The sequence below is a fragment of the Microbacterium sp. NPDC055665 genome (assembly GCF_053618035.1).
This window is the reverse complement of the sequence record NZ_JBSHGY010000002.1, coordinates 244631-264780: the sequence shown is the minus strand read 5'-3', so window position 1 is coordinate 264780 and position 20150 is coordinate 244631. Positions and strand designations below refer to the sequence as shown.

At 69.6% G+C, this 20150-nt stretch carries 15 protein-coding genes; 5 read left to right on the top strand and 10 right to left on the bottom strand.

Annotation, left to right across the window (positions count from 1 at the left end):
• Positions 1 to 68: 68 nt before the first annotated feature.
• From ACWGO6_RS06920 to ACWGO6_RS06900, 5 genes are all read right to left on the bottom strand, one after another.
• The gene (locus ACWGO6_RS06920; protein WP_452326264.1) at positions 69 to 1361 is read right to left on the bottom strand and encodes a hypothetical protein; all 1293 of its coding nucleotides are present in this window, start codon (positions 1359 to 1361) and stop codon (positions 69 to 71) included.
• Between the two features lie 264 nt (positions 1362 to 1625).
• Positions 1626 to 3137 carry an APC family permease gene (locus ACWGO6_RS06915; protein WP_136040879.1) on the bottom strand — a complete coding sequence of 504 codons (1512 nt, stop codon included), beginning with the start codon at positions 3135 to 3137 and terminating at the stop codon, positions 1626 to 1628.
• A gap of 80 nt (positions 3138 to 3217) precedes the next feature.
• The gene (locus tag ACWGO6_RS06910; RefSeq protein WP_205820225.1) at positions 3218 to 5488 is read right to left on the bottom strand and encodes an excinuclease ABC subunit UvrA; all 2271 of its coding nucleotides are present in this window, start codon (positions 5486 to 5488) and stop codon (positions 3218 to 3220) included.
• Between the two features lie 66 nt (positions 5489 to 5554).
• On the bottom strand, positions 5555 to 6142 hold the full coding sequence (locus tag ACWGO6_RS06905) for a nitroreductase family protein (RefSeq protein WP_136040880.1): 588 nt from the start codon (positions 6140 to 6142) through the stop codon (positions 5555 to 5557).
• Between the two features lie 102 nt (positions 6143 to 6244).
• Entirely contained in the window at positions 6245 to 7153 is a 909-nt protein-coding gene (locus tag ACWGO6_RS06900; protein ID WP_136040881.1) for a LysR substrate-binding domain-containing protein, read from the bottom strand.
• A gap of 133 nt (positions 7154 to 7286) precedes the next feature.
• Here ACWGO6_RS06900 and ACWGO6_RS06895 point away from each other — a divergent pair, with 133 nt between their 5' ends.
• Positions 7287 to 10778: a proline dehydrogenase family protein gene (locus ACWGO6_RS06895; RefSeq protein WP_452326263.1), complete on the top strand. Its 3492-nt coding sequence runs from the start codon at positions 7287 to 7289 to the stop codon at positions 10776 to 10778.
• Between the two features lie 165 nt (positions 10779 to 10943).
• On the opposite strand, the gene ACWGO6_RS06890 is transcribed toward ACWGO6_RS06895, so the two are convergent.
• The 5 genes from ACWGO6_RS06890 to ACWGO6_RS06870 all read right to left on the bottom strand — a co-directional run bounded on the left by ACWGO6_RS06890 (position 10944) and on the right by ACWGO6_RS06870 (position 16310).
• The gene (locus ACWGO6_RS06890) at positions 10944 to 12032 is read right to left on the bottom strand and encodes an ABC transporter permease (RefSeq protein WP_136040883.1); all 1089 of its coding nucleotides are present in this window, start codon (positions 12030 to 12032) and stop codon (positions 10944 to 10946) included.
• On the bottom strand, positions 12029 to 12913 hold the full coding sequence (locus ACWGO6_RS06885; RefSeq protein ID WP_136040891.1) for an ABC transporter ATP-binding protein: 885 nt from the start codon (positions 12911 to 12913) through the stop codon (positions 12029 to 12031). The genes ACWGO6_RS06890 and ACWGO6_RS06885 overlap by 4 nt, the downstream gene beginning before the upstream one ends.
• A 237-nt stretch (positions 12914 to 13150) precedes the next feature.
• Positions 13151 to 14323, bottom strand: coding sequence for a benzoate/H(+) symporter BenE family transporter (locus tag ACWGO6_RS06880; protein ID WP_452326262.1), 1173 nt, complete (start codon positions 14321 to 14323; stop codon positions 13151 to 13153).
• A 35-nt stretch (positions 14324 to 14358) separates the two neighbouring features.
• Positions 14359 to 15051 carry a response regulator gene (locus tag ACWGO6_RS06875; RefSeq protein WP_452326261.1) on the bottom strand — a complete coding sequence of 231 codons (693 nt, stop codon included), beginning with the start codon at positions 15049 to 15051 and terminating at the stop codon, positions 14359 to 14361.
• A complete protein-coding gene (locus tag ACWGO6_RS06870) occupies positions 15048 to 16310 on the bottom strand; it encodes a sensor histidine kinase (protein WP_136040886.1) in 1263 nt (420 codons plus the stop codon). The genes ACWGO6_RS06875 and ACWGO6_RS06870 overlap by 4 nt, the downstream gene beginning before the upstream one ends.
• A 94-nt stretch (positions 16311 to 16404) precedes the next feature.
• Here ACWGO6_RS06870 and ACWGO6_RS06865 point away from each other — a divergent pair, with 94 nt between their 5' ends.
• The 4 genes from ACWGO6_RS06865 to ACWGO6_RS06850 all read left to right on the top strand — a co-directional run bounded on the left by ACWGO6_RS06865 (position 16405) and on the right by ACWGO6_RS06850 (position 20148).
• Positions 16405 to 16620, top strand: a complete 216-nt coding sequence (locus tag ACWGO6_RS06865; protein WP_452326260.1) for a VOC family protein — start codon at positions 16405 to 16407, stop codon at positions 16618 to 16620.
• A 1-nt stretch (position 16621) separates the two neighbouring features.
• Positions 16622 to 17314 carry a winged helix-turn-helix transcriptional regulator gene (locus ACWGO6_RS06860; protein ID WP_136040887.1) on the top strand — a complete coding sequence of 231 codons (693 nt, stop codon included), beginning with the start codon at positions 16622 to 16624 and terminating at the stop codon, positions 17312 to 17314.
• Positions 17311 to 17961 carry a dihydrofolate reductase family protein gene (locus ACWGO6_RS06855; protein WP_136040888.1) on the top strand — a complete coding sequence of 217 codons (651 nt, stop codon included), beginning with the start codon at positions 17311 to 17313 and terminating at the stop codon, positions 17959 to 17961. The genes ACWGO6_RS06860 and ACWGO6_RS06855 overlap by 4 nt, the downstream gene beginning before the upstream one ends.
• Positions 17962 to 18117: 156 nt before the next feature.
• Positions 18118 to 20148: a carboxypeptidase regulatory-like domain-containing protein gene (locus tag ACWGO6_RS06850; protein WP_452326259.1), complete on the top strand. Its 2031-nt coding sequence runs from the start codon at positions 18118 to 18120 to the stop codon at positions 20146 to 20148.
• The last annotated feature ends 2 nt before the right edge of the window (positions 20149 to 20150 follow it).

Below are 20150 nucleotides of genomic sequence, written 5' to 3'. Positions count from 1 at the left end.
TATGAAGGAGAACTCACGCTATGAAGGAGCGGATGCTGCAGAGCATCCTTCGAAGCGTGAGTTCTCCTTCATTTCGAGAGGGTGGGCGGGTGGAGCTGTGAGCGCAGGAGCGTCCGGAGCGCAGCGAGGTTCGCCACGCTGAAGAGGAGCCTGACGAGGAGCAGAGCGGCCCACAGGCCTACCGCGCTCGGGGCCGTGAACCTGCAGATGATCAGCGCGGCAGGCGCGAGCGCGAGATACGTGAGGATCAGTCCGAGCAATCCGGCTGTGGCGCCGAAGGTGACCTTCATGTAGGCGAACAGGGATCCGGAGAACGGCTCGAGCAGGAGTTGCAGGGCGATCAGCAGACCCAGTGCCGGATCACCCACCGGGCTCAGGCCGAACGCGGAGAGCAGGGTGAGCGACAGCGCGAGGGGGACGACGAAGATGCCGACGACGCCGTACGACGCCGCGCGGTACGCAGGCTCCCGACCGCCGTCCTGAAGCGTCATCCGCCCGGCGGTCTGGCCCACCATCTTCAGCGGGATGATGACGGTCCGGCACAGCGCGACACCGGCGGCGACCTGAGCTGCGACTTCGGCGGAGATGCTGGCCGCGACCAGCTGCGCGACCATGAACAGCACCATGAAGACGGCGCCGTCGAGGGAGTTCAGGACGCGATCCCCGATGCGGCGGGGCGAGAAGTCGGGGGCGAGGAGAACGCGGACCCGGATTCCGGCTCGGAGTAGTCGCCGCCGACGTTCCCAGAGCATGGCGATCACCATGAGCGAGGCGACGACCGATTGCAGGGCGATCGCGGCGAGCGGATCGGGGACCAGGATGACGATCGCGAGGCCGATCGCCAGGCCGATGAGCGTGCGCGTGAGCGTGATGACGAGGTTGTCCTTCTCGCGCCCGAGGTGTTGAAAGGCGGCGGCGAGCACACTGGTGTGTGACGACAGGGCGTTGGCGGGAAGCTGGAGGATCAACGCGATCCAGAGCGCCATCCCGAGAGACGATGTCGGCGCTGCGGAAAGGCTGAGCGTGACGGCGGTTGCGGCGCTCACCGCGATCACGATGAACGACACTGCCGACGCGAGTCGCAGATTCGTCGCTATCGCGGAGGTGATCAGGCCCTCGTCGGTGCGGGCGGCGGCCAGCTCGCGCAGAGTGCCGATCCCGACGCCGACGTTGATGAGGGTGCCGAGCCCGCTGATCGTCGCGGCCGTTCCGATGATCGCTGCGAAGTCGGCTCGACCGAGCGCGAGTGCTACCGCGATCAGGGCGAACGACGCCCCGAGGGGGATGACTTGGGCGAGCATCATGGGCGTCGCGTGCTTCAGAACCCGGGTGATATCGCGTCGGAACTCGTCGAAACTCACAGTCCACGAGGCTAATGGGCGTTCGTTCACGACGGCGGGGGTGCACGACGAGAGTGCCGGAGTATCGGTTTACGCCCGTCGACGACGACGTGATCGAGGCGGAACTGCTCGACGACTGAGTCGTCCCGCTGCGCCGCCGGGCACCCGACCGCCGCACGTTATGAAGGAGAACTCACGCTATGAAGGAGCGGATGCTGCACAGCATCCTTCGAAGCGTGAGTTCTCCTTCATTTCGGGAGATGGTCGCAAGGCGGCGCGCCGCGGCTACCGCAGGGGTGGGCGGTGCAGCCCGCCGAGAGCGTCCTTCTCGAGCTCCCGTCCGATCAGCGAGTGCCGCCGCGAGTATGCGAAGTAGATCACCAGGCCGAGCGCGAGCCAGATGGCGAAGCGCACCCAGGTCTCGGTGCTGAGGTTCAGCATCAGCCAGAAGCAGGCGAGCGCCGAGATCCACGGCAGCCACGGAGACAGCGGCACCGTGAACGGGCGCTCCAGGTCGGGTCGGCTCTTGCGGAGGATCGGCACACCGATGCTCACCAGCACGAAGGCCGACAGCGTCCCGATGTTGATCATGTCGCCCAGCACCTGCACATCCGTGAAGCCGGCGATGATCGCGATCACGACGCCCACGATGAGCTGGATGCGGATCGGGGTGCCGCGCTTCGCGTTCGTCACGCTCAGCGAGCGCGGCAGCAGGCCGTCACGGCTCATCGCGAACACGACGCGGGCGAGGCCCATCAGCAGCACCATCACCACGGTCGTGAGTCCCACGAGGCTGCCGATGGCGATCACCTGCGCCGCCCACGTCGCCCCGACGAGCTCGAACGCGCTCGCCAGGGAGGGCTCTTCGAGCTTCGCGAGCTCGGTGTACGAGACCATGCCGGTGATGACGATCGCGACCAGCACGTACAGGACGGTCACGATCACGAGGCCGAGCATGATGCCGCGCGGGACGGTGCGCTTGGGATCCTTGGTCTCCTCGGCGCTCGTGGCGACGACGTCGAAGCCGATGAACGCGAAGAACACCAGGGCCGCGCCGCTGAGGATGCCGAACACCCCGTAGATCGAGGGGTCGGAGCCGGTCATGAACGAGAAGAGGGACTGCGTCCAGACGCTTTCCGATGCCGCGCCCTCCTGCGCCGGCGGCACGAACGGGGAGTAGTTGGCGCCGTTGATGAAGAACAGTCCGACGACGATGACGAACAGCACGATCGCGACCTTGATCACCGTGAACACGCTGTTGACCCGACTGGACAGCTGCGTGCCGAGGGCGAGCAGCAGCGTGAAGATCGCGACGATCACGACGGGACCCCAGTCGAAGCTGAGCGGCCCGATCTGGAGGGTCATCGGGATCTCGAGGTCGAACAGGGACACCGCATCGCCCAGGTAGACGCCCCAGTACTTCGCGATCACGGCCGACGCCATGAGCATCTCGAGGATCAGGTCCCAGCCGATGATCCAGGCGAGGAACTCGCCGAGGGTCGAGTAGGTGAAGGTGTAGGCGGAACCCGCGACCGGGATTGAGGAGGCGAACTCCGCGTAGCAGAGGATCGCGAGCCCGCACACGGCCGCGGCGATGATGAACGAGACGATGACGGCCGGGCCGGCATGCCGCGCGGACGCCTCGGCACCGACCGAGAAGATGCCGGCACCGACGGCGACCGCGACGCCCATGACAGCGAGATCCCACACGCCCAGGGAGCGTTTCAGGGACCGTTTCTCGTCGTGCGTCTCTGCCATCGACTGTTCGACGGACTTGATCCTTCTCTGGATTGCCATGCCGACGATTGTAGATCGGAGCATCGCGCCGCACCCCTCACAAACGGCGCTCCAGCGTCTGCCCTCCGGCCCGAGGGTGTTCAGCCCTCGGAGGCTGCGGCCAGGGCTCGGCCGGTGAGCGACGCGGCGTCGCGCACGATCGCCGCCGGAGTGCCGGCGAAGATCAGCCGCCCGCCGTCCGAGCCGGCACCGGGGCCGATGTCGATGACATGATCCGCGCGCGCGACCACGCGCAGATTGTGCTCGACCACGACCAGCGTCGCGCCGTCGTCGAGCAGATCGTCGAAGAGGGTGTTGATCGTGTCGACGTCGGTCGGATGCAGGCCCGAGGTGGGTTCGTCGAGGATGATCCGGTCGGCGGGGTCGCGCCGCGGATCACTGAGATGCCGGGCGAGGAGCAGCCGCTGCTTCTCGCCGCCCGAGAGCGTGTCGAGCGACCGTCCCACCGGGATGTAGCTCAGACCGGTGCGCTGCACCCACTCCAGCGCCGAGACCACATCGGGGTGGGCGGAGAACAGCGCGCTGACCTCGGCGGGCGTCGAAGCCAGGACGTCGGCGATCGAGGCACCGTCGACCCGCACGCCGAGCGCCTTCGGGTTGAAGCGCAGGCCGCCGCAGGCATCACAGGGCAGCGAGACGTCGTCGAGGAACGCGAGCTCGGTCGTGATGTGCCCGCGCCCATGGCAGGTGGGGCAGGCTCCGCGCGAGTTGAAGCTGAACCACGACGGGTCGAGGCCCGACGCGGCGGCGAACACCTCGCGCACCGTGTCGGCGATGCGCAGGATGCTCAGCGTCGTCGACCGCGCTCCGCCGCGCAGCGGGTCTTGCCCGACGACCGTGAACTCGGGATGCTGGCGCGGCAGCTCGACCGTGGCGAAAGAGCTCTTTCCCGAACCCGCGACCCCCGTGATCGCGGTGAGCACGCCGAGGGGGACATCGACGTCGAACCCGCGCAGGTTGTGCGATCGCGCATCCTTCACGGTGATGCGACCCGAGGGTTCCCGTGCCGTCTCGCGGATCGTCAGCGGCTCGGCGAGCACTCGTCCCGTGAGAGTGTCGCTGCCGCGCAACGCCGCGGGCGTGCCCTCGAACTGCACTATGCCGCCCGCGGAACCCGCCCCGGGCCCGAGGTCGACCACGTGATCGGCGACCGCGATCACCTGCGGGTGGTGCTCGACGACGAGGATCGTGTTGCCCGCATCGCGCAGCCGCTGCAGCAGGGCGACGAGGCGCTGGATGTCGGCGGGGTGCAGCCCGGTGCTCGGCTCATCGAACACGTAGGTCACGTCGGTCAGGGCGCTGCCGAGGTGGCGCACGATCTTGACCCGCTGCGCCTCGCCGCCGGACAGGGTCGACGACTCGCGGTCGAGCGTGAGGTAGCCGAGGCCGACCGAGAGCAGGGCGTCGAGCACATGACGGATGCCCTCGACCGCCGGTGCCACCCGCGCATCGTCGAAGGCGTCGAGCAGTGTGTGCAGCTCGGCCACCGGCATCCGCATCCAGTCCACGATCGATCGCCCGTCGATGAGGCTCGCCCGCGCCGCCTCGTTCACTCGCGCGCCCCGGCAGTCCGGGCAGGTGTGATGGGTCACGAGCCGGTCGAGCTCTTCACGCACCTGGGGCGACATCTTCACCGGGCGCTGCTTCAGGAACACGTCGCGCATGCGGGTGATCACGCCGTCGAACCGGGCGCTCTGCGGGAACCGCGGGTCCGGGTCGTCGAGTTTGAGCTTGTCGGCGTAGAGGAACTGATCCATCTCCTCGGCCGTGTAGTCCTTGAGCGGCTTCTCGCGGTCGAACAGCCCGCAGTAGGCGAACCGCTTCCACCGATACACGCCAGGGCGGAACAGGCTGAACCGCACCGGCCCCTCGTCGATGTTCTTCTCGGGGTCGATCAGGGCGTCGATGTCGATGTCGTACACCGTGCCGAGTCCTTCGCAGGTCGGACACATACCGGAGGGATCGTTGAACGAGTAGGCGGGGGAGTAGCCGGCCGAAGGCTCGCCCACGCGCGAGAACACGAGGCGCACGAGAGAGGCCAGGTCTGTCGCGGTCGCCACCGTCGAGCGCGCGTTGCCCGTGAACCGACGCTGGTCGATCAGCACCGTGAAGGTCAGGCCGTCCATGGACTGCACGTCGGGCGCCGGCATCTGCGGCAGCCGTGCGCGGATGAACGTCGAATAGGAGTCGTTGACGAGCCGCTGCGCCTCGGCGGCGATCGTGTCGAGCACCAGCGACGACTTGCCCGATCCGGAGACGCCGGTGAAGACGGTGAGCAGCTTCTTGGGAACGTCGACCGAGACATCGCGGAGGTTGTTCGTCCGCGCGCCGGTGATGCGGAGAGTATCCATCCGGAAACGCTAACGGGGCCCCCGGACAATCCGGGGGCCCCGTCGACAGCGGAGGGTGGGCGCGGGTCAGGCGCTGAGGACGACCGTCTCGTCGATCGGGCGACGCACGCGCGGAGCGACCTCGCGCTCCTGCAGCACCTCGGGAAGCGCCTCGATGTCGCCGAACTCGCCGACGGCGAAGACCGTGGTGGGGACGAAGCGGGCTTCGAGGTCGGCGAACTCGCGGACGACCTCCGGGTCGAAGCCGCTCATCTGGTGCACGACGAGGCCGTCGTGGTGGGCCTGCACCGAGAAGTGCGCGACGGCCTGACCGAGGTCGTACAGGGCGTGGGTGATCGGCGTGCCGTCGGCCGTGGCCGTCTCGGCGATCGCGACCACGAGCACAGCGGCGTTGCCCGCCCATGCCTGGTTGAAGCCCATCAGGGCGTCTACGACCTGGGCGTGCAGGGCGGTGCCGCGGCGGGCGACGATGAAGCGCCACGGCTGGGTGTTGTTGGCGGACGGGCTCCAGCGGGCGGCCTCGAGAGCGGTGGCGAGCTTGGCCTCGTCGATCGAGTTCTGCGCGTCGAAGGCGCGGGGGCTCCAGCGGCCGGCGAGGACGTCGAGGACGGGGTGCTCGGTCGGGGCGGTGCGGTCGATGACGGGAGTGCTCACGGAAGTGCCTTTCAGAAGGAGTGGATCGGACTCCTTCGTCCGGGTACACGGGACAGAACAGATGCATGTGCATGCATATTCCCGAGTGGGTGCGTGTCTTCGTCAGGCGGGCAGGTTGTGCGAAGCGGCGTCCGCGAGCGCGTTGCGCACGGCGCGGATGGACGGGGCGGCGGCGGACACGCGCCGTGCCGAGGAGAAGATCTCGCGCCGCGGCTCGCGGGGGAGCGGCGCCAGATCCACGGTCGGGGTGTCGCCGGCCCACACGAGCTCGGGCAGCAGTCCGACCGCGAGCCCGGCGTGGATCAGCCGCACGTGCGCCGTGAGGTCGGCGATCTCGAACCGCACGTCGGGCTCGAACCCGGCCGTGCGACAGAGCTGCTCGGCCCAGGCGCGGGATGCCGTGCCCTCGGGCTCGAGGACCCACGGCTCCTCGCGGGTGGACCACAGAGCGGCGACGGCATCCGCGTGCGTGGGCGCTCCGGGATGCCGGGCGAGGGCGATCGCGTCGTGGGCGAGCATCACCCGGTCGAGGTCGGCGTGGATCGGGCGGGTCCGCCCCGGATACTGCTCGGCGAGGATCAGGTCGAAGTCGCGGCTGGACACCCCGACGAGCCCGGTCTCCGGGTCGCACTCGGTGACCTCGACCCGCAGGGCCGGATGCCTCTCCTTGAGGGACTCGAGCGCGCGCGGCAGCAGGGAGTGCGCGGTCGACTGGAACACGGCGATGCGCGCCGTGCCCGTCACCTCGGTGAGCGACTCCGCGACGGCGACCTCGGCGTGCTCCAGCTGATCGAGGATGCCGATGGCCTGGCTGACCAGCACATTCCCCTGCGGGGTGAACTGCACGCCGCGGCCGACTCGGCGCAGCAGCGGCACCCCCACATCGCGCTCCAGGGCGCTCAACTGCTGCGACACGGAGGCCTTGCTGTACGAGAGGGCGTCGGCGACGGCGGAGAGGGTTCCGCGGCGTGACAGCTCCACGAGCATCCGCAGGCGATTGACGTCGAGCACGGTCGCTCCATTCGTTCAGCTTGAGTGAACAGAATCCACGCAAATCGGTTGATAGACGGAGCCTACCGAGGGGAAGGACAATGATCCAGCCGCACACGAAACCCCGGTGTGCGCTCTCTTGGAAGGTCCCCCGATGCCTGTCGCCGCCGACACCACCATTCCCCGCACAGAAGACGTCGCCGCCCTCGTGCAGCGCTGGCTCGCCGAGAGTGAGACGCACCCCGTCGAACCGGCCGCCCAGCGCCTGTCCGAGGTGCTCAAAGACCCGAACGGACTCGCGTTCACGGTCGGTTTCGTCGACGGCGTCATGCGCCCCGAAGACCTGCGTGTCGCGGGTCGCAAGCTCGCCGAGATCTCGGAGATCACCCCGAGCCTGCTGCCCGGCTACCTCCGGGCCGCGATCAAGACCGGCGGCTTCTGGGCGCCGAAGCTGCCCGGCGTGGTCGTGCCGATCTCGCGCCGCGTGCTGCGCGCCATGGTCGGGCACCTCGTGCTCGACGCCACGCCCTCCAAGCTCGGCCCCGCGATCGCGAAGCTGCGCAAGAGCGGCAACCGCCTCAACCTCAACCTCCTCGGCGAGGCCGTGCTCGGCGAGCGCGAAGCCGGGCACCGCCTGCAGGGCACCCGCGACTTCCTCGCCCGCGACGACGTCGACTACGTGTCGATCAAGGTCTCCAGCGTCGTCAGCCAGCTGTCGATGTGGTCGTTCGACGAGGCCGTGGCCGATGTCGTCGAGAAGCTCACCCCGCTCTACGAGCTCGCCGCGAAGGCCGAAGCCAAGGGCAAGGCCAAGTTCATCAACCTCGACATGGAGGAGTACCGCGACCTCGACCTGACGATCGCGGCCTTCACCAGCATCCTCGACCAGCCGGGGCTCGAGAACCTCGAGGCCGGCATCGTGCTGCAGGCCTACCTGCCCGACGCGCTCGGCGCGATGCAGCACCTGCAGGAGTGGGCTGCCGCCCGCCGGGCGAAGGGTGGAGCGCCGATCAAGGTGCGTGTCGTCAAGGGTGCGAACCTCGCCATGGAAGAGGTCGACGCCGCGATCCACGGCTGGCCGCTCGCCACCTACGGCACCAAGCAGGACTCCGACACCAACTACAAGCGGGTGCTCGACTGGGCGATGACCCCGGAGCGTCTGGATGCCGTGCGCATCGGCGTCGCGGGCCACAACCTGTTCGACATCGCCTACACGTGGCTGCTCGCGCAGGCGCGCGGGGTGGCGCGCCCTTCGACAGGCTCAGGGACCCAGGGGGAGGCGGAGCCCCTCGTCGAGTACGAGATGCTGCTGGGCATGGCGACCGGCCAGGCCGAGGCCGTCCGCAAGGACGTCGGACGCCTGCTGCTCTACACGCCGGTCGTGAACCCGGCCGAGTTCGACGTCGCGATCGCGTACCTCGTGCGCCGCCTCGAAGAGAACGCCAGCCCGGAGAACTTCATGTCGGCCGTGTTCGAGCTCGCCTCGAACCCGACGCTGCTCACTCGCGAGCGGGAGCGCTTCGAGCGCTCGCTGGCCGCGCTGGAGACCGATGCTCCGGAGTACGTCCCGGCACCCCACCGTGTGCAGGACCGCACCGTGGAGGCTCCCGCAGGCACCACGAACGGATTCGAGAACCAGGCCGACACCGACCCCGCCATCGCCGCGAACCGGGCGTGGGGGCGCGAGATCCTCGGCCGCTCGGTCGGATCGACGCTGGGCCTCGACACCATCGCGATCGCGAAGGTCGAGACGGATGCCGAGCTCGACGGCATCTTCACCGCCGCCAGCGCCGCTGCCGAGAAGTGGGCCGCCCTGCCCGCCGCCGACCGCGCCGCCGTGCTGCACCGCGCCGGCGACGAGCTCGCCGCGCGCCGCGGCCAGCTCATCGAGATCATGGCCCACGAGGCGGGCAAGACCATCGCCGAGGCCGACCCCGAGATCAGCGAAGCCATCGACTTCGCGCACTACTACGCCGAGCGCGCCAAGGACCTCGAGACCGTCTCGGGCGCCGAGTTCGTGCCGTCGAAGGTCACCGTGGTCACCCCGCCGTGGAACTTCCCGGTCGCGATCCCCGCGGGTGGAGTGCTGGCCGGTCTGGCCTCTGGGTCGGCCGTGATCATCAAGCCGGCCAAGCTCACCCAGCGCTGCGGTGCGGTGATGGTCGAAGCGCTGTGGGCCGCGGGTGTGCCGCGTGACCTGCTCGCGCTCGTCGACCTGGCTTCGCGCGACCTGGGCACGCGGCTCGTCGCCGGCCCTGCGGTGGACCGGGTGATCCTGACCGGGGCGTACGAGACGGCGCAGCTGTTCCGCTCGTTCCGCTCCGACCTGCCTCTCCTCGCGGAGACCAGCGGCAAGAACGCGATCATCGTCACTCCCTCCGCCGACCTCGACCTCGCGGCCGCCGACGTGGCCCGCAGTGCCTTCGGTCATGCGGGGCAGAAGTGCTCCGCGGCGTCGCTGGCGATCCTCGTGGGATCGGTCGCCGACTCGAAGCGGTTCGAGCGTCAGCTGGTGGATGCCGTGACTTCGATGCGCGTCGGGCTGCCCGACGACCCGGCCACGCAGATGGGTCCGATCATCGAGCCCGCGAACGGCAAGCTGCTCACGGCGCTGACGAAGCTGGAGAAGGGCGAGCGCTGGCTCGTCAAGCCGCGCAAGCTCGACGACGAGGGCAAGCAGTGGACGCCCGGCGTCAAGACCGGCGTGCGCGAGGGCTCGTACTTCCACCTGACCGAGTTCTTCGGCCCGGTGCTCGGCATCATGCACGCCAAGGACCTGGACGAGGCGCTGCGCCTGCAGAACGCGGTCGACTACGGCCTGACCGCGGGCATCCACTCGCTCGACTCCGACGAGGTCGCCACCTGGCTCGACCGCGTGGAGGCCGGCAACCTCTACGTGAACCGCGGCATCACCGGGGCGATCGTGCAGCGTCAGCCGTTCGGCGGCTGGAAGCGCTCGGCCGTCGGTGCGGGCGCGAAGGCCGGCGGACCGAACTACCTCTTCGGCCTCGGCGACTGGGCTCCGGCCGAGCTTCCGGCCGGAGCGCCGAGCGCGGCCGTCGTGCCGGTGGTCGGCGCGCTGCTGGATGCTGCCGCCTCCGAGGTCGACGCGGCCGAAGCTGAATGGCTGCACCGCGCCGCGGCATCCGACGAGCGCGCCTGGGTCGACGAGTTCGGTGCGGTCAGCGACAAGTCGGGCCTCGGAGTCGAGCGCAACCTGTTCCGCTACCGTCCGGTCGCGGTCGATGTGCGCATCGCCGAGAACGCGCCTCTGGCGGACGGCATCCGCGTGCTCGCGGCCGCCCTGCGCAGCGGCAGCCCGTTCACGGTGTCGGCGCCGGCGCTGCCCTCGCGCGTCGAGAAGGCGCTGCGGGCGCACGGGGTCACCGTGAAGCACGAGTCGGATGCGGCGTGGACCAAGCACTACGCGAAGGCGGCGAACTCGTGGCACCGCGTGCGTCTGGTCGGCGGCGATGCCGCGGCTCTGCACGAGGCGCTGGACGGAAGCCCCGATGTCGCGGTGTGGTCGCACGCCGTGACCGGTGCCGGCCGCGTCGAGATCCTGCCGTTCCTGCACGAGCAGGCCGTGTCGATCACGAACCACCGCTTCGGCAACCCGACCACTCTCGCCGACGGCATGATCTGACCGGTACTTGTCCGCCGAGACCCGGTTGTCGCCGAAACCCCGAGTAACCGCCGAAACCCCCTGCTGCAGACATCCGCAACAGGGGGTTTCGGCGTGAAGGCGGGGTCTCGGTGCGGGGCGAGACGCGAGACGAGGGGCGAGACGCGAGACGCGAGGCGCGGCGCGTCAGCCGCGCAGCGCCTCCTTGAGCTTGACCCGGGAGCCCATGCGCAGCAACGAGTTCTCGTAGATCTTCGCGCCGATGACGATCGCGGCCACGCAGCTCGCGAGCAGGATCACCAGGCTCAGCAGCGGCTCCCACCACTGCGCCTCGCCGACGAACAGGCGCATCGGCATGCCGACCGGGGCCGAGAACGGCACGTACGACATGATCGTCAGCACCAGCGGGTTGTCGTTGAAGACGATGACCAGGATGTACGGCGCCATGATCAGCATCGTGATCGGCGTGGTCGTCGAGCCGATGTCCTCCTGGCGCGACACCATCGAGGCGGCGGCCGCGAACATGGCCGCCAGCAGGATGAAGCCGAACAGGAAGAACACCGCGAACCAGATGATCGGCGCTCCGAGGGTCGTCAGCACCTCGCGTTGACCGGTGACGATCAGCCCGATCGTGGCCACCGCCGCGAGGGCGAGGATCTGCCCCATCGCGAGCACCGTGTTGCCGATGACCTTGCCGGCGAGGAGCGTGCGCGCCGGGATCGCCGACAGCAGCACCTCCACCACGCGCGTCTGCTTCTCCTCCACGACGCTCTGGGCGATCGTGCCGCCGAACGTCGCCGCGGCCATCATGAACACCAGGCCGAACGCGATCGCGATGAAGTAGCGCAGCAGCGGGTTGGTGGTCGCCGGTTCCAGGATGACGACCTCGGGAGAGATCGACAGTGCCGAGACGATCGAGCCCGGGGCATCCTGCAGGGCGATGATCGTGTAGCCCGAGGGACCATCGCCTTCCAGCACCGCGGCGTCGACCTTGTCGTCGCGCACGAGCTCTTCTGCGGCGGCCTGGTCGGCCACTTCGGTGACTTCGACTCCGGGGATCGCCGACACGACGGATGCCGTCTCTGCCGTCGCGGCGATCGGCGTCGTGTCGGTGTTCTTGCTGGCGAAGCCGCCGAGGATGATGCCGGCCAGCGCGAGCACCAGGAGGATGCCGGTGGAGATCAGGAAGGCCTTGCTGCGGAGCTTCGATCCGATCTCGCGCTCGGCGACGAGCCAGATGCCGTTGCTGCTGCGGACGGGGGCGGGGGTGCTCACTGGATGACCTCCTTGAAGATCTGGGCGAGGGACGGATGCTTCGGCGCGAAGCTCGCGACGTCGCCGCGCTGCACGGCCGACTGGAGCACACGCTGGGCGGTCTCGGGGCCGTCCGCGTCGAACAGGGCGTAGCCGCCCTCGAAGTCGACGACCGTCACACCGGGCTCGGTGCGCAGCCACCCGGCGTCGCCTGCGGAGACGAGCTCGTAGCGGTCGCGGGCGTGCTCGGCGCGGAGCGCATCGCGGGAGCCTGAGGCGCGGATCGTGCCACCGGCGAGGATCACGAGGTCGTCGCACAGGCGCTCGACCACATCGAGCTGGTGGGAGGAGAACAGGATGGATGCGCCTTTCGCAGCGCTGGACTGCAGCACTCCGGCGACCACGTCGACCGCGAGCGGGTCGAGACCGGAGAACGGCTCGTCGAGGATGAGCACCTCGGGGTCGTGCACGAGCGAGGCGGCGATCTGCGCGCGCTGCTGGTTGCCGAGCGACAGCGACTCGATCGTGTCGTTCAACCGTTCGCCGAGGCCCAACTCGGTGAGGAGCTCCGTGGCCCGGTCGGTGGCCTCCTGTTTGCCGAAGCCGTGCAGCCGGGCGAGGTACACGATCTGCTCGAGCACCTTCATCTTCGGGTAGAGACCGCGCTCCTCGGGCATGTACCCGAAGCGGCGGCGGTCTTCGGCCGTGATCGGCGCGCCGTCGAGGTCGACCCGGCCGCCGTCCGAGGACAGCAGCCCCAGGACGATCCGCATGGTCGTGGTCTTGCCGGCGCCGTTGCCGCCGACGAAACCCGTCAGGCGGCCGGGGGCCACCGTGAAGGACACGTCGTCGAGCACGCGCCGAGAGCCGTAGCTCTTGGTGATGCCGGAGAGTTCGAGCATTCCTGTCGTCATACCTTCACGCTACGGAGCAGGGCGGCCCCGGGCATCCCCCGCGTGGCGGACTCCTTCCCGTCCGTCCCGCGGCTGACCCCCGTCGGCCCGCGTCGCCCGCCCCTTCCCCGCCCGACGGCGCCGAGTGCACGGGATGCTGCCGAGTGCACGGCATCTTCGCGTGGAGAAGCCGTGCGTTCGACGGGAAGCCGTGCGCTCGGCGACGGGGAGGGGGGAGGAGGAGGGTCAGGGGCGGCGGGTGTGCAGGACCGTGCGGACGACGAGCCCGGCGACGAGTGCCCAGAACGCGGCACTGACCCCGAGCACCGAGATGCCGGATGCCGCGACCAGGAAGGTCACGACCGCGGGGATGCGCTCGCCCGGATCGTCGATGGCCTGCTGCACGGCAGACCCGAACGCGGCGAACAGCGCGAGACCGGCGACCGCGGGGATCACGGCGGCGGGCGCGAGCACCACGAGTGCGGCGAAGGCGGCGGAGAACGCGCCGAGCACGAGGTATGACACCCCGGTCGAGACGCCCGCCACCCACCGCCGCTTCGGGTCGGGGTCGGCGTCCGGTGATGCGGCCAGGGCGGCGCTGATCGCGGCGAGGTTGATGGCATGGCCTCCGGCCGTCGCGCCGAGAGCCGTGCCGACACCCGTCACCAGCATGGCCGGACGCCACGGCACCTCGTACCCGAAACTGCGCATGATCGCGATGCCCGGCACGTTCTGCGAGGCCATCGTCACGATGAACAGCGGCAGCGCTAGGCCCACGAGCGCGCCGACCGTGAACGTCGGCGCGGTGAACTCGAGTCGGGGCACGAGCATGGCGGGGTCGAACGGAGCCCCTTCGGCGATGAGTGAGACGGCGACCACCACGGCGGCCGCGACGAACGCGAGGGGAACCGCCCACCGCGGCGCGAGGCGCGCGAACACCAGCCAGGTGAGCACGACCGGCACCACGCCCCACGGATTCTCGACGATGCCCGTGATCGGCGCCAGACACAGCGGCAGCAGCACACCGGCGAGCATCGCCTGCGCGATCGATGGCGGGATGCGGGCGATCAGGGCGCCGAGCGCGGGCCAGAGCGCCGTGAGCAGGATCAGTGCGGCGGTGACGAGGAACGCCCCGACCGCCGCCGGCCACCCTCCCTCGACGGTCCCGGTCGCGACGAGGAGGGCGGCGCCGGGGGTCGACCACGCGACGGTGATCGGCATCCGGTACCGCCAGGCGAGCACGACGCACGCCAGGCCCATGGTGAGGCTGGCCGCGAGGAGCCCGCTGGCCGCCTGCGCCGCATCCGCCCCGACCGCATCGAGCCCGGTCAGCACGACCGCGAATGAGCTCGTGAATCCGACCAGCGCCGTCACCACCCCCGCCAGGATCGGGCGCGACAGGGAGGGCGATTCGGGCATGGCTCCGAGGCTATCGCGCAGGCGCGTCGGGGCGCCTACGCGAGACCCATGCGGTGTGCGAGCACCACGGCCTGCACGCGATCGCGGGCGCCGAGCTTCTGCAGGATGCGGGAGACGTGCGTCTTGACCGTGGCCTCGCCGATGAACAGCGCCCGCGCGATCTCGGCATTGCTGCGCGCATCGGCGAGCAGCGTCAACACCTCGGCCTCGCGGTCGGTGAGCGGCTCGGCGAGCGTGACCCTCGGGATCGCGGCGCTCTCGATCGAGACGGCCGCCGGTGCCGGTGAGGGTGCGGGGGTCGCGGCGAACCGTGCGAGCACCCGGCGGGTCACCTCGGGCGCGAGCATCCCGTCGCCGGCGGCCAGAGCGCGCACCGCGGCGATCAGGTCCTCGGCGCCGGCGTTCTTGAGCAGGAAACCACTGGCCCCGGCATCCAGCGCCTGGTACAGGTAGTCGTCCCTGTCGAAGGTCGTGACGATCGCGATGGCGGCCTCGACCGCGGGATCGGCGACGATGCGACGGGTCGCCTCGATGCCGTCCATGTCGGGCATCTGCACGTCCATCGTGATCACGTCGGGACGCAGAGCGGATGCCTGCGCCACGGCCTCTGCCCCCGACGAAGCCTCGCCGACCACCGTGATGTCGGGCTGGGTGTCGAGGATGGTGCGGAAGCCGGCGCGCAGCAACGCGTGGTCGTCGACCAGCAGCACGCGGATCGGGTCGCTCATCGCACGCTCGATCCGGTCGCCGTGGGCAGCGGCACTCGGGCGCGCACCCGCATCCCGCCGAGCGGCCGCGGCGCGACCTCGAGCGTGCCCCCGGATGCGGCGGCCCGCTCCCGCATGCCCAGCTGGCCGAGCCCCGGACGTAAGTGGGTGACCGCTCGTCCGGTGTTCACGATCTCGACCTCCACACCGTCGTCCTCGTAGCGCACGCGGACGTCGGCGGTGGCCCCGCTGCCGGCGTGACGACGGGCGTTCGTCAGCGACTCCTGGGCGATCCGGTACAGGTTCACGGCGACGAGCGACGGCACCGGCACCGGCTCCCCGATCACCGCGTACTCGGTCGGCAGCCCGGCCTCGGTGGATGCCTCGACGAGCTCGGCGATGTCGTCCAGCGCGAGGGTGGACGCCGCATCCGTCGTCTCGCCGCCGGGCGTGCGCAGGGTCTCCAGCAGCTGACGCAGTTCGTGGATCGCGTCGCGCGCCGAATCCTCGATGCCGGTGAGGATGCGCGCCGACTGCGCGGGATCGCGTTCGAGCACCAGACGCGCGGCGCCCGCCTGCACCCCCATGACCGAGACGTGATGCGCGACGACGTCATGCAGCTCGCGCGCGATGCGCACCCGGTCGAGAGCGACGGCCTGGGCCGCGGTGACCTCGCGCTCACGCTCGAGCTCGGTCGTGCGCTGCTCGAGCACGGCCAACTGCTCGGCCGCCGCCCAGGAGCGCTCGCCGAAGTAGTACGCGCCGCCGAAGTACAACACGTTCAGCAGCAGCTGGATGAGCATGAAGGCCACGTAGGGCGACATGGCGCCGGCGGCGACGTCGGCCTTGTCCGCCTCGCTGATCGCGTCGCGGTACATCGTGATGATCAGCCACACGAACATGCCGACGATGATCCCGACCCGCACGAGCATCGCGCGACGCCGGTCGTTCATCCAGGCGCCCACCGTGTATAGCGTGAGGAACATCACGATGTTGCCGACGTAGATCTCCGGAACGCGGATCGTGACGGCCGTGAAGTAGGCCACGGCCACGATCACGGCGGCCGTGCCCGGCCAGCGGCGGCGGAATGCCAGGGGAGCGGTGGCGACGACGGCGTACACCAGGGCCCACCACAGCGGGGCTTGCTCGTCACCGTAGATCTCGGCGATCGAGGACAGTCCTGCGCTCAGCACCGCGCCGACGAACATGACGGCGGCGAGGATGACATCGGATCGTCGTTGTCGCTCGGTCGGCGTGCGGGTGAACGCAGTGGCAGGCATCCCTCCACCGTAGGGCGACGGCTGAATCGTGGCATCCCCCGCGCGGTGGATCGGAGGGCTCGGCAGGCGCACAACTTGCTATTGACAAGCATGGTTGTTATTTGCAAGTATCGTCGAAGAGGTCGACGCGATCCTCGCGAAGGGCCTGGCCGCCGGCGGCGTCGAGCCGAAGCCCGTGCAGGACTACGGCTTCATGTACTCGCGCGACCTCGATGACCCCGACGGCAACTCCCTCGGCTTCCTCTACATGACCCCCGAGGCGGTCGAGAACGGTCCGGATCACGTGGCCGACCACGCGGCCTCGGCCTGACATGGCGGCGCGCAGCTATGGCCAGTACTGCGGTGTGACGACGGCCGTCGAGCTGATCGGCGAACGGTGGAGTCTTCTCATCGTCCGCGATCTGCTCGTCGGGCCGCGGCGATACACCGACCTCAAGCAGGGCCTGCCGCGCATTCCCACCAACATCCTCTCCACGCGTCTGAAGGAGCTGCAGGAGGGCGGGGTGGTCCGCCGCGTGCCCCTGCTGAACTGCGGCCTCGTCTACGAGCTGACCCCCTACGGCCGATCGTTCGAGCCGATCATGCTCGCGCTCGGCCGGTGGGGCTTCCAGGCGATGGGCGACCCCGAGGAGGGCGACGTGGTCACCCCGGACTCGCTCACCATGGCATTGCGCACGGCGTTCCAGGCGGATGCGGCGACGGATGCCGAGTACGAGCTGCACGTCGGCGACGTCGCCCTGCGTGCCTCGGTGCGTGACGGCGAACTCCGGGTCGCGCAGCTCGCGCCCCCGGCGCCACCCGTCGGCGGACGGCTGCCCGAGGGGGAGCCGGACGCGGTGATCGTCGCTGGTCCCGGCATCCGGCGACTGATCGGCGGGGAGATCACGCCGGACGAGGCGCTCGCGCAGGACATCGTCGCGGTCGTCCGCGGCGAGGAGTCGCGGCTGGATGGATTCGCGGCCACCTTCCACATCGCACGGATGACAGTAGGGAGCATGACATGAGCACTGATGACCTGCAGGATGCGGCAGAGGGGCGCATCCTGATCGACCTCTTCATGACCCTCGACGGCGTCGCGCAGGGGCCGGGCGGAGTGGGCGAAGACACGTCCGGCGGATTCCGCTTCAGCGGCTGGCAGGCGGGGTACCCCTCGCCCGGAATGGGGGAGGAGGTCGACAACGGGATGCGGGGCCTCGACGCCCTGCTGCTCGGCCGTCGCACCTACGACATCTTCGCCTCATATTGGCCGCACCACACCGATGGTCCCGACGGCCATATCGGCCGGTTGTTCGACCGCGTCCCGAAGTACGTGGCGACGAGGGATGCAGATCTCGCGCTCGACTGGCAGGGCAGCACCCGGGTCGGGGATGACCTCGCCGCCGAGGTCGCCGCGATGCGGACGGCACACCGCGAGGTGCACGTGATCGGCAGCATCGACTTCGTGCACACCCTTCTCGCCGAGGGCCTCTTCGACGAGCTGAACCTCTGGGTCTATCCGATCCTGCTCGGCGCGGGCAAGAAGGTCTTCGACGACGGGGCACTGCCGTCGGTGCTGCGCCTGTTGCGGCCGCCGGCCACAGACGAGGCCGGCGTGACGTTCCTCCACTACGGGCGCACCGATCGCGTGCCGGAGGTCGGGACATTCGGGTGAGCGCACGGAGGGGTTGATCGAGTAAATCGACTATTCCCTTTCCACGCTGCTACCCCCTAGATTCGAGCTGGACGTTGCCGCATGATCGGCACGGAATTCGAGGCCGCCGCGGCAGCGCGATCGTTGCGCGGGCGGACTCCTTCACGGGGTGGGACGATGACGCGACGACGCGCGACGATCAAGGCTGTACTCGGCGGAATGGCGGCGCTCACGCTCGCCTGGGGCGGTGCGACCGCGGCGGTCGCGGCAGAACCGACCGCCGCCATCACGGGCACGGTGGTCACCTCCGCCGACGGAGCGCCCGTACCGTTCATCTCGGTCCACGCCAGCAACGAAGACTTCACGGAGTCCGGATTCGCGGTGACCGACGAGAACGGCGAGTACCGGATGGAAGGCCTGCCGGCGGGCGAGTACACCGTGCGGTTCGAGACCGACGGGACCGATCTCGTCTCCGAGTACTGGAACGACGCCGCCGACCGGGAGAGCGCGCAGCGGGTCACCCTCACCGAGAGTGAGGGTGTCGAGGGTATCGACGCGGCGCTCGACCTGGGCGGCTCGATCTCCGGTCGCGTGATGCGGCAGAGCGACGGCGAACCGCTCGAGAGCGTCACGGTGCGGGCCAGCACACCGGACGGTTCGAGCACCGCGTCGGTCGCGACTGACAGCGACGGTGTCTACCGGATTCCGGGTCTGCGCGGCGGCGACTACATCGTGAGTTTCGCTCCGGACGACGCGACCTTCTCGAACGAGTACTGGGACGACGCGTACGACGTCAGCATGGCGGCGCCCGTGACGGTGGCATCGGGTGAGGCGAGCGCGGCGATCGATGCGTTCCTCGCCGAAGCGGGCACGATCAGCGGAGAGGTGGTTCTCGCGGTGGACGGTTCGCCGGTGCCGGGATGGGTGCAGGCTCACGACCCCCGCACGTCCACCACAGTGCAGGCGGACATCGCACCGAACGGCAGCTACGTACTCACCGTACCTCCGGGAAAGTATGAGGTGGTGTTCACCCCCAGTGGCGGTCGAGGTATCGCCGAGTACTGGGACGATGCGCTTCGCGTGGAGGATGCCACTGCGGTCGACGTCGCGCAGGGGCAGATCGTTACCGGGGTCGATGGCGTGCTCGACTCCTACGGCGTGATCTCCGGTGTGGTCGAGACGGCGGGGACTCCATCGGGTGATGCCCTCGTCGAGGCTTTCCAGGGCGGCAAGCCGGCAGGAATGGCTTACACCCGGCCGGACGGCTCGTATGAGATCTCCCTCCCGGTCGGTTCCTACACGCTCCGCGCGCGGGCTCAGGTCTACGACCCGATCTATGCACCGCAGTACTTCGACGGTGTCGCGCTGGCTTCGCAGGCCACGCCGATCACTCTCACCACATCCTCTGATCGAGCCGGAGTCGATTTCGATCTCGCGCTCGGTGGCAACATCGCCGGCACCATCTCGACTGCGGACGGGTCTGCATTCTCTGATGCGCGGGTCACCGTGCTGCTTCAGCGCGCCGGGACGTGGCACGAGGTCGCCTCTGTCGACAGCTCCGGCGCCTACACCTTCCGTGAGGGGCCGGATGGTTCGGCTCCCGGGGGTTCGCTGCCCGCGGGAACGTACACGGTGCGTGTCGAGGCCGCCGGTTACTGCACCCAGTACTACGGTGGCGTCTCCGCCCTCGGCGATGCCGAGACGTTCACGCTCCGTGCCGGCGAAACCGCAGGCGGCATCGATTTGGACATTGCTGAGGAGTGCGCGGAGCCACAACCGACGCCCACGCTGTCCCTGTCCACGGGATCGATCCGCGCGGGCAAGGACATCACGGTCTCGGGCACCGGGTTCACGCCGGGCGCGACCATCGCCTTCGAGCTGCGTTCCGACCCGATCGCGCTCGGAGTGCTGACGGCCGACGCTGACGGCGTGCTCCAGGGGACGCTGCGTATTCCGGCGACTGCGCCTGTCGGCGCGCACACCTTGGTCGCGCTGTCGGGCTCCACTGTGGTCGCCAGCGCTGCGCTGACCGTGGCCGCGGCTGCGGGCCCAGGCACCGGAAGCGGCGGTCAGACCGGCGGCGCCGCAGCTCCGGGCGACGGGCTGGCGAACACCGGAGCAGAGACCCCGACCGCGGTCATCGCGATCGGTTTCCTCCTGGCCGTGATGGGTGGACTGCTCGTGCATCGACGCCGCGCGGAGAGCTGAGG

Bases quoted from the DNA above. Each gene is read 5' to 3' on its own strand.
- ACWGO6_RS06915 (WP_136040879.1), bottom strand. From the start codon at position 3,137: ATGGCAATCCAGAGAAGGATCAAGTCCGTCGAACAGTCGATGGCAGAG.
- ACWGO6_RS06910 (WP_205820225.1), bottom strand. From the start codon at position 5,488: ATGGATACTCTCCGCATCACCGGCGCGCGGACGAACAACCTCCGCGAT.
- ACWGO6_RS06895 (WP_452326263.1), top strand. From the start codon at position 7,287: ATGCCTGTCGCCGCCGACACCACCATTCCCCGCACAGAAGACGTCGCC.
- ACWGO6_RS06885 (WP_136040891.1), bottom strand. From the start codon at position 12,913: ATGCTCGAACTCTCCGGCATCACCAAGAGCTACGGCTCTCGGCGCGTG.
- ACWGO6_RS06880 (WP_452326262.1), bottom strand. From the start codon at position 14,323: ATGCCCGAATCGCCCTCCCTGTCGCGCCCGATCCTGGCGGGGGTGGTG.
- ACWGO6_RS06875 (WP_452326261.1), bottom strand. From the start codon at position 15,051: ATGAGCGACCCGATCCGCGTGCTGCTGGTCGACGACCACGCGTTGCTG.
- ACWGO6_RS06870 (WP_136040886.1), bottom strand. From the start codon at position 16,310: ATGCCTGCCACTGCGTTCACCCGCACGCCGACCGAGCGACAACGACGA.
- ACWGO6_RS06860 (WP_136040887.1), top strand. From the start codon at position 16,622: ATGGCGGCGCGCAGCTATGGCCAGTACTGCGGTGTGACGACGGCCGTC.
- ACWGO6_RS06855 (WP_136040888.1), top strand. From the start codon at position 17,311: ATGAGCACTGATGACCTGCAGGATGCGGCAGAGGGGCGCATCCTGATC.
- ACWGO6_RS06850 (WP_452326259.1), top strand. From the start codon at position 18,118: ATGACGCGACGACGCGCGACGATCAAGGCTGTACTCGGCGGAATGGCG.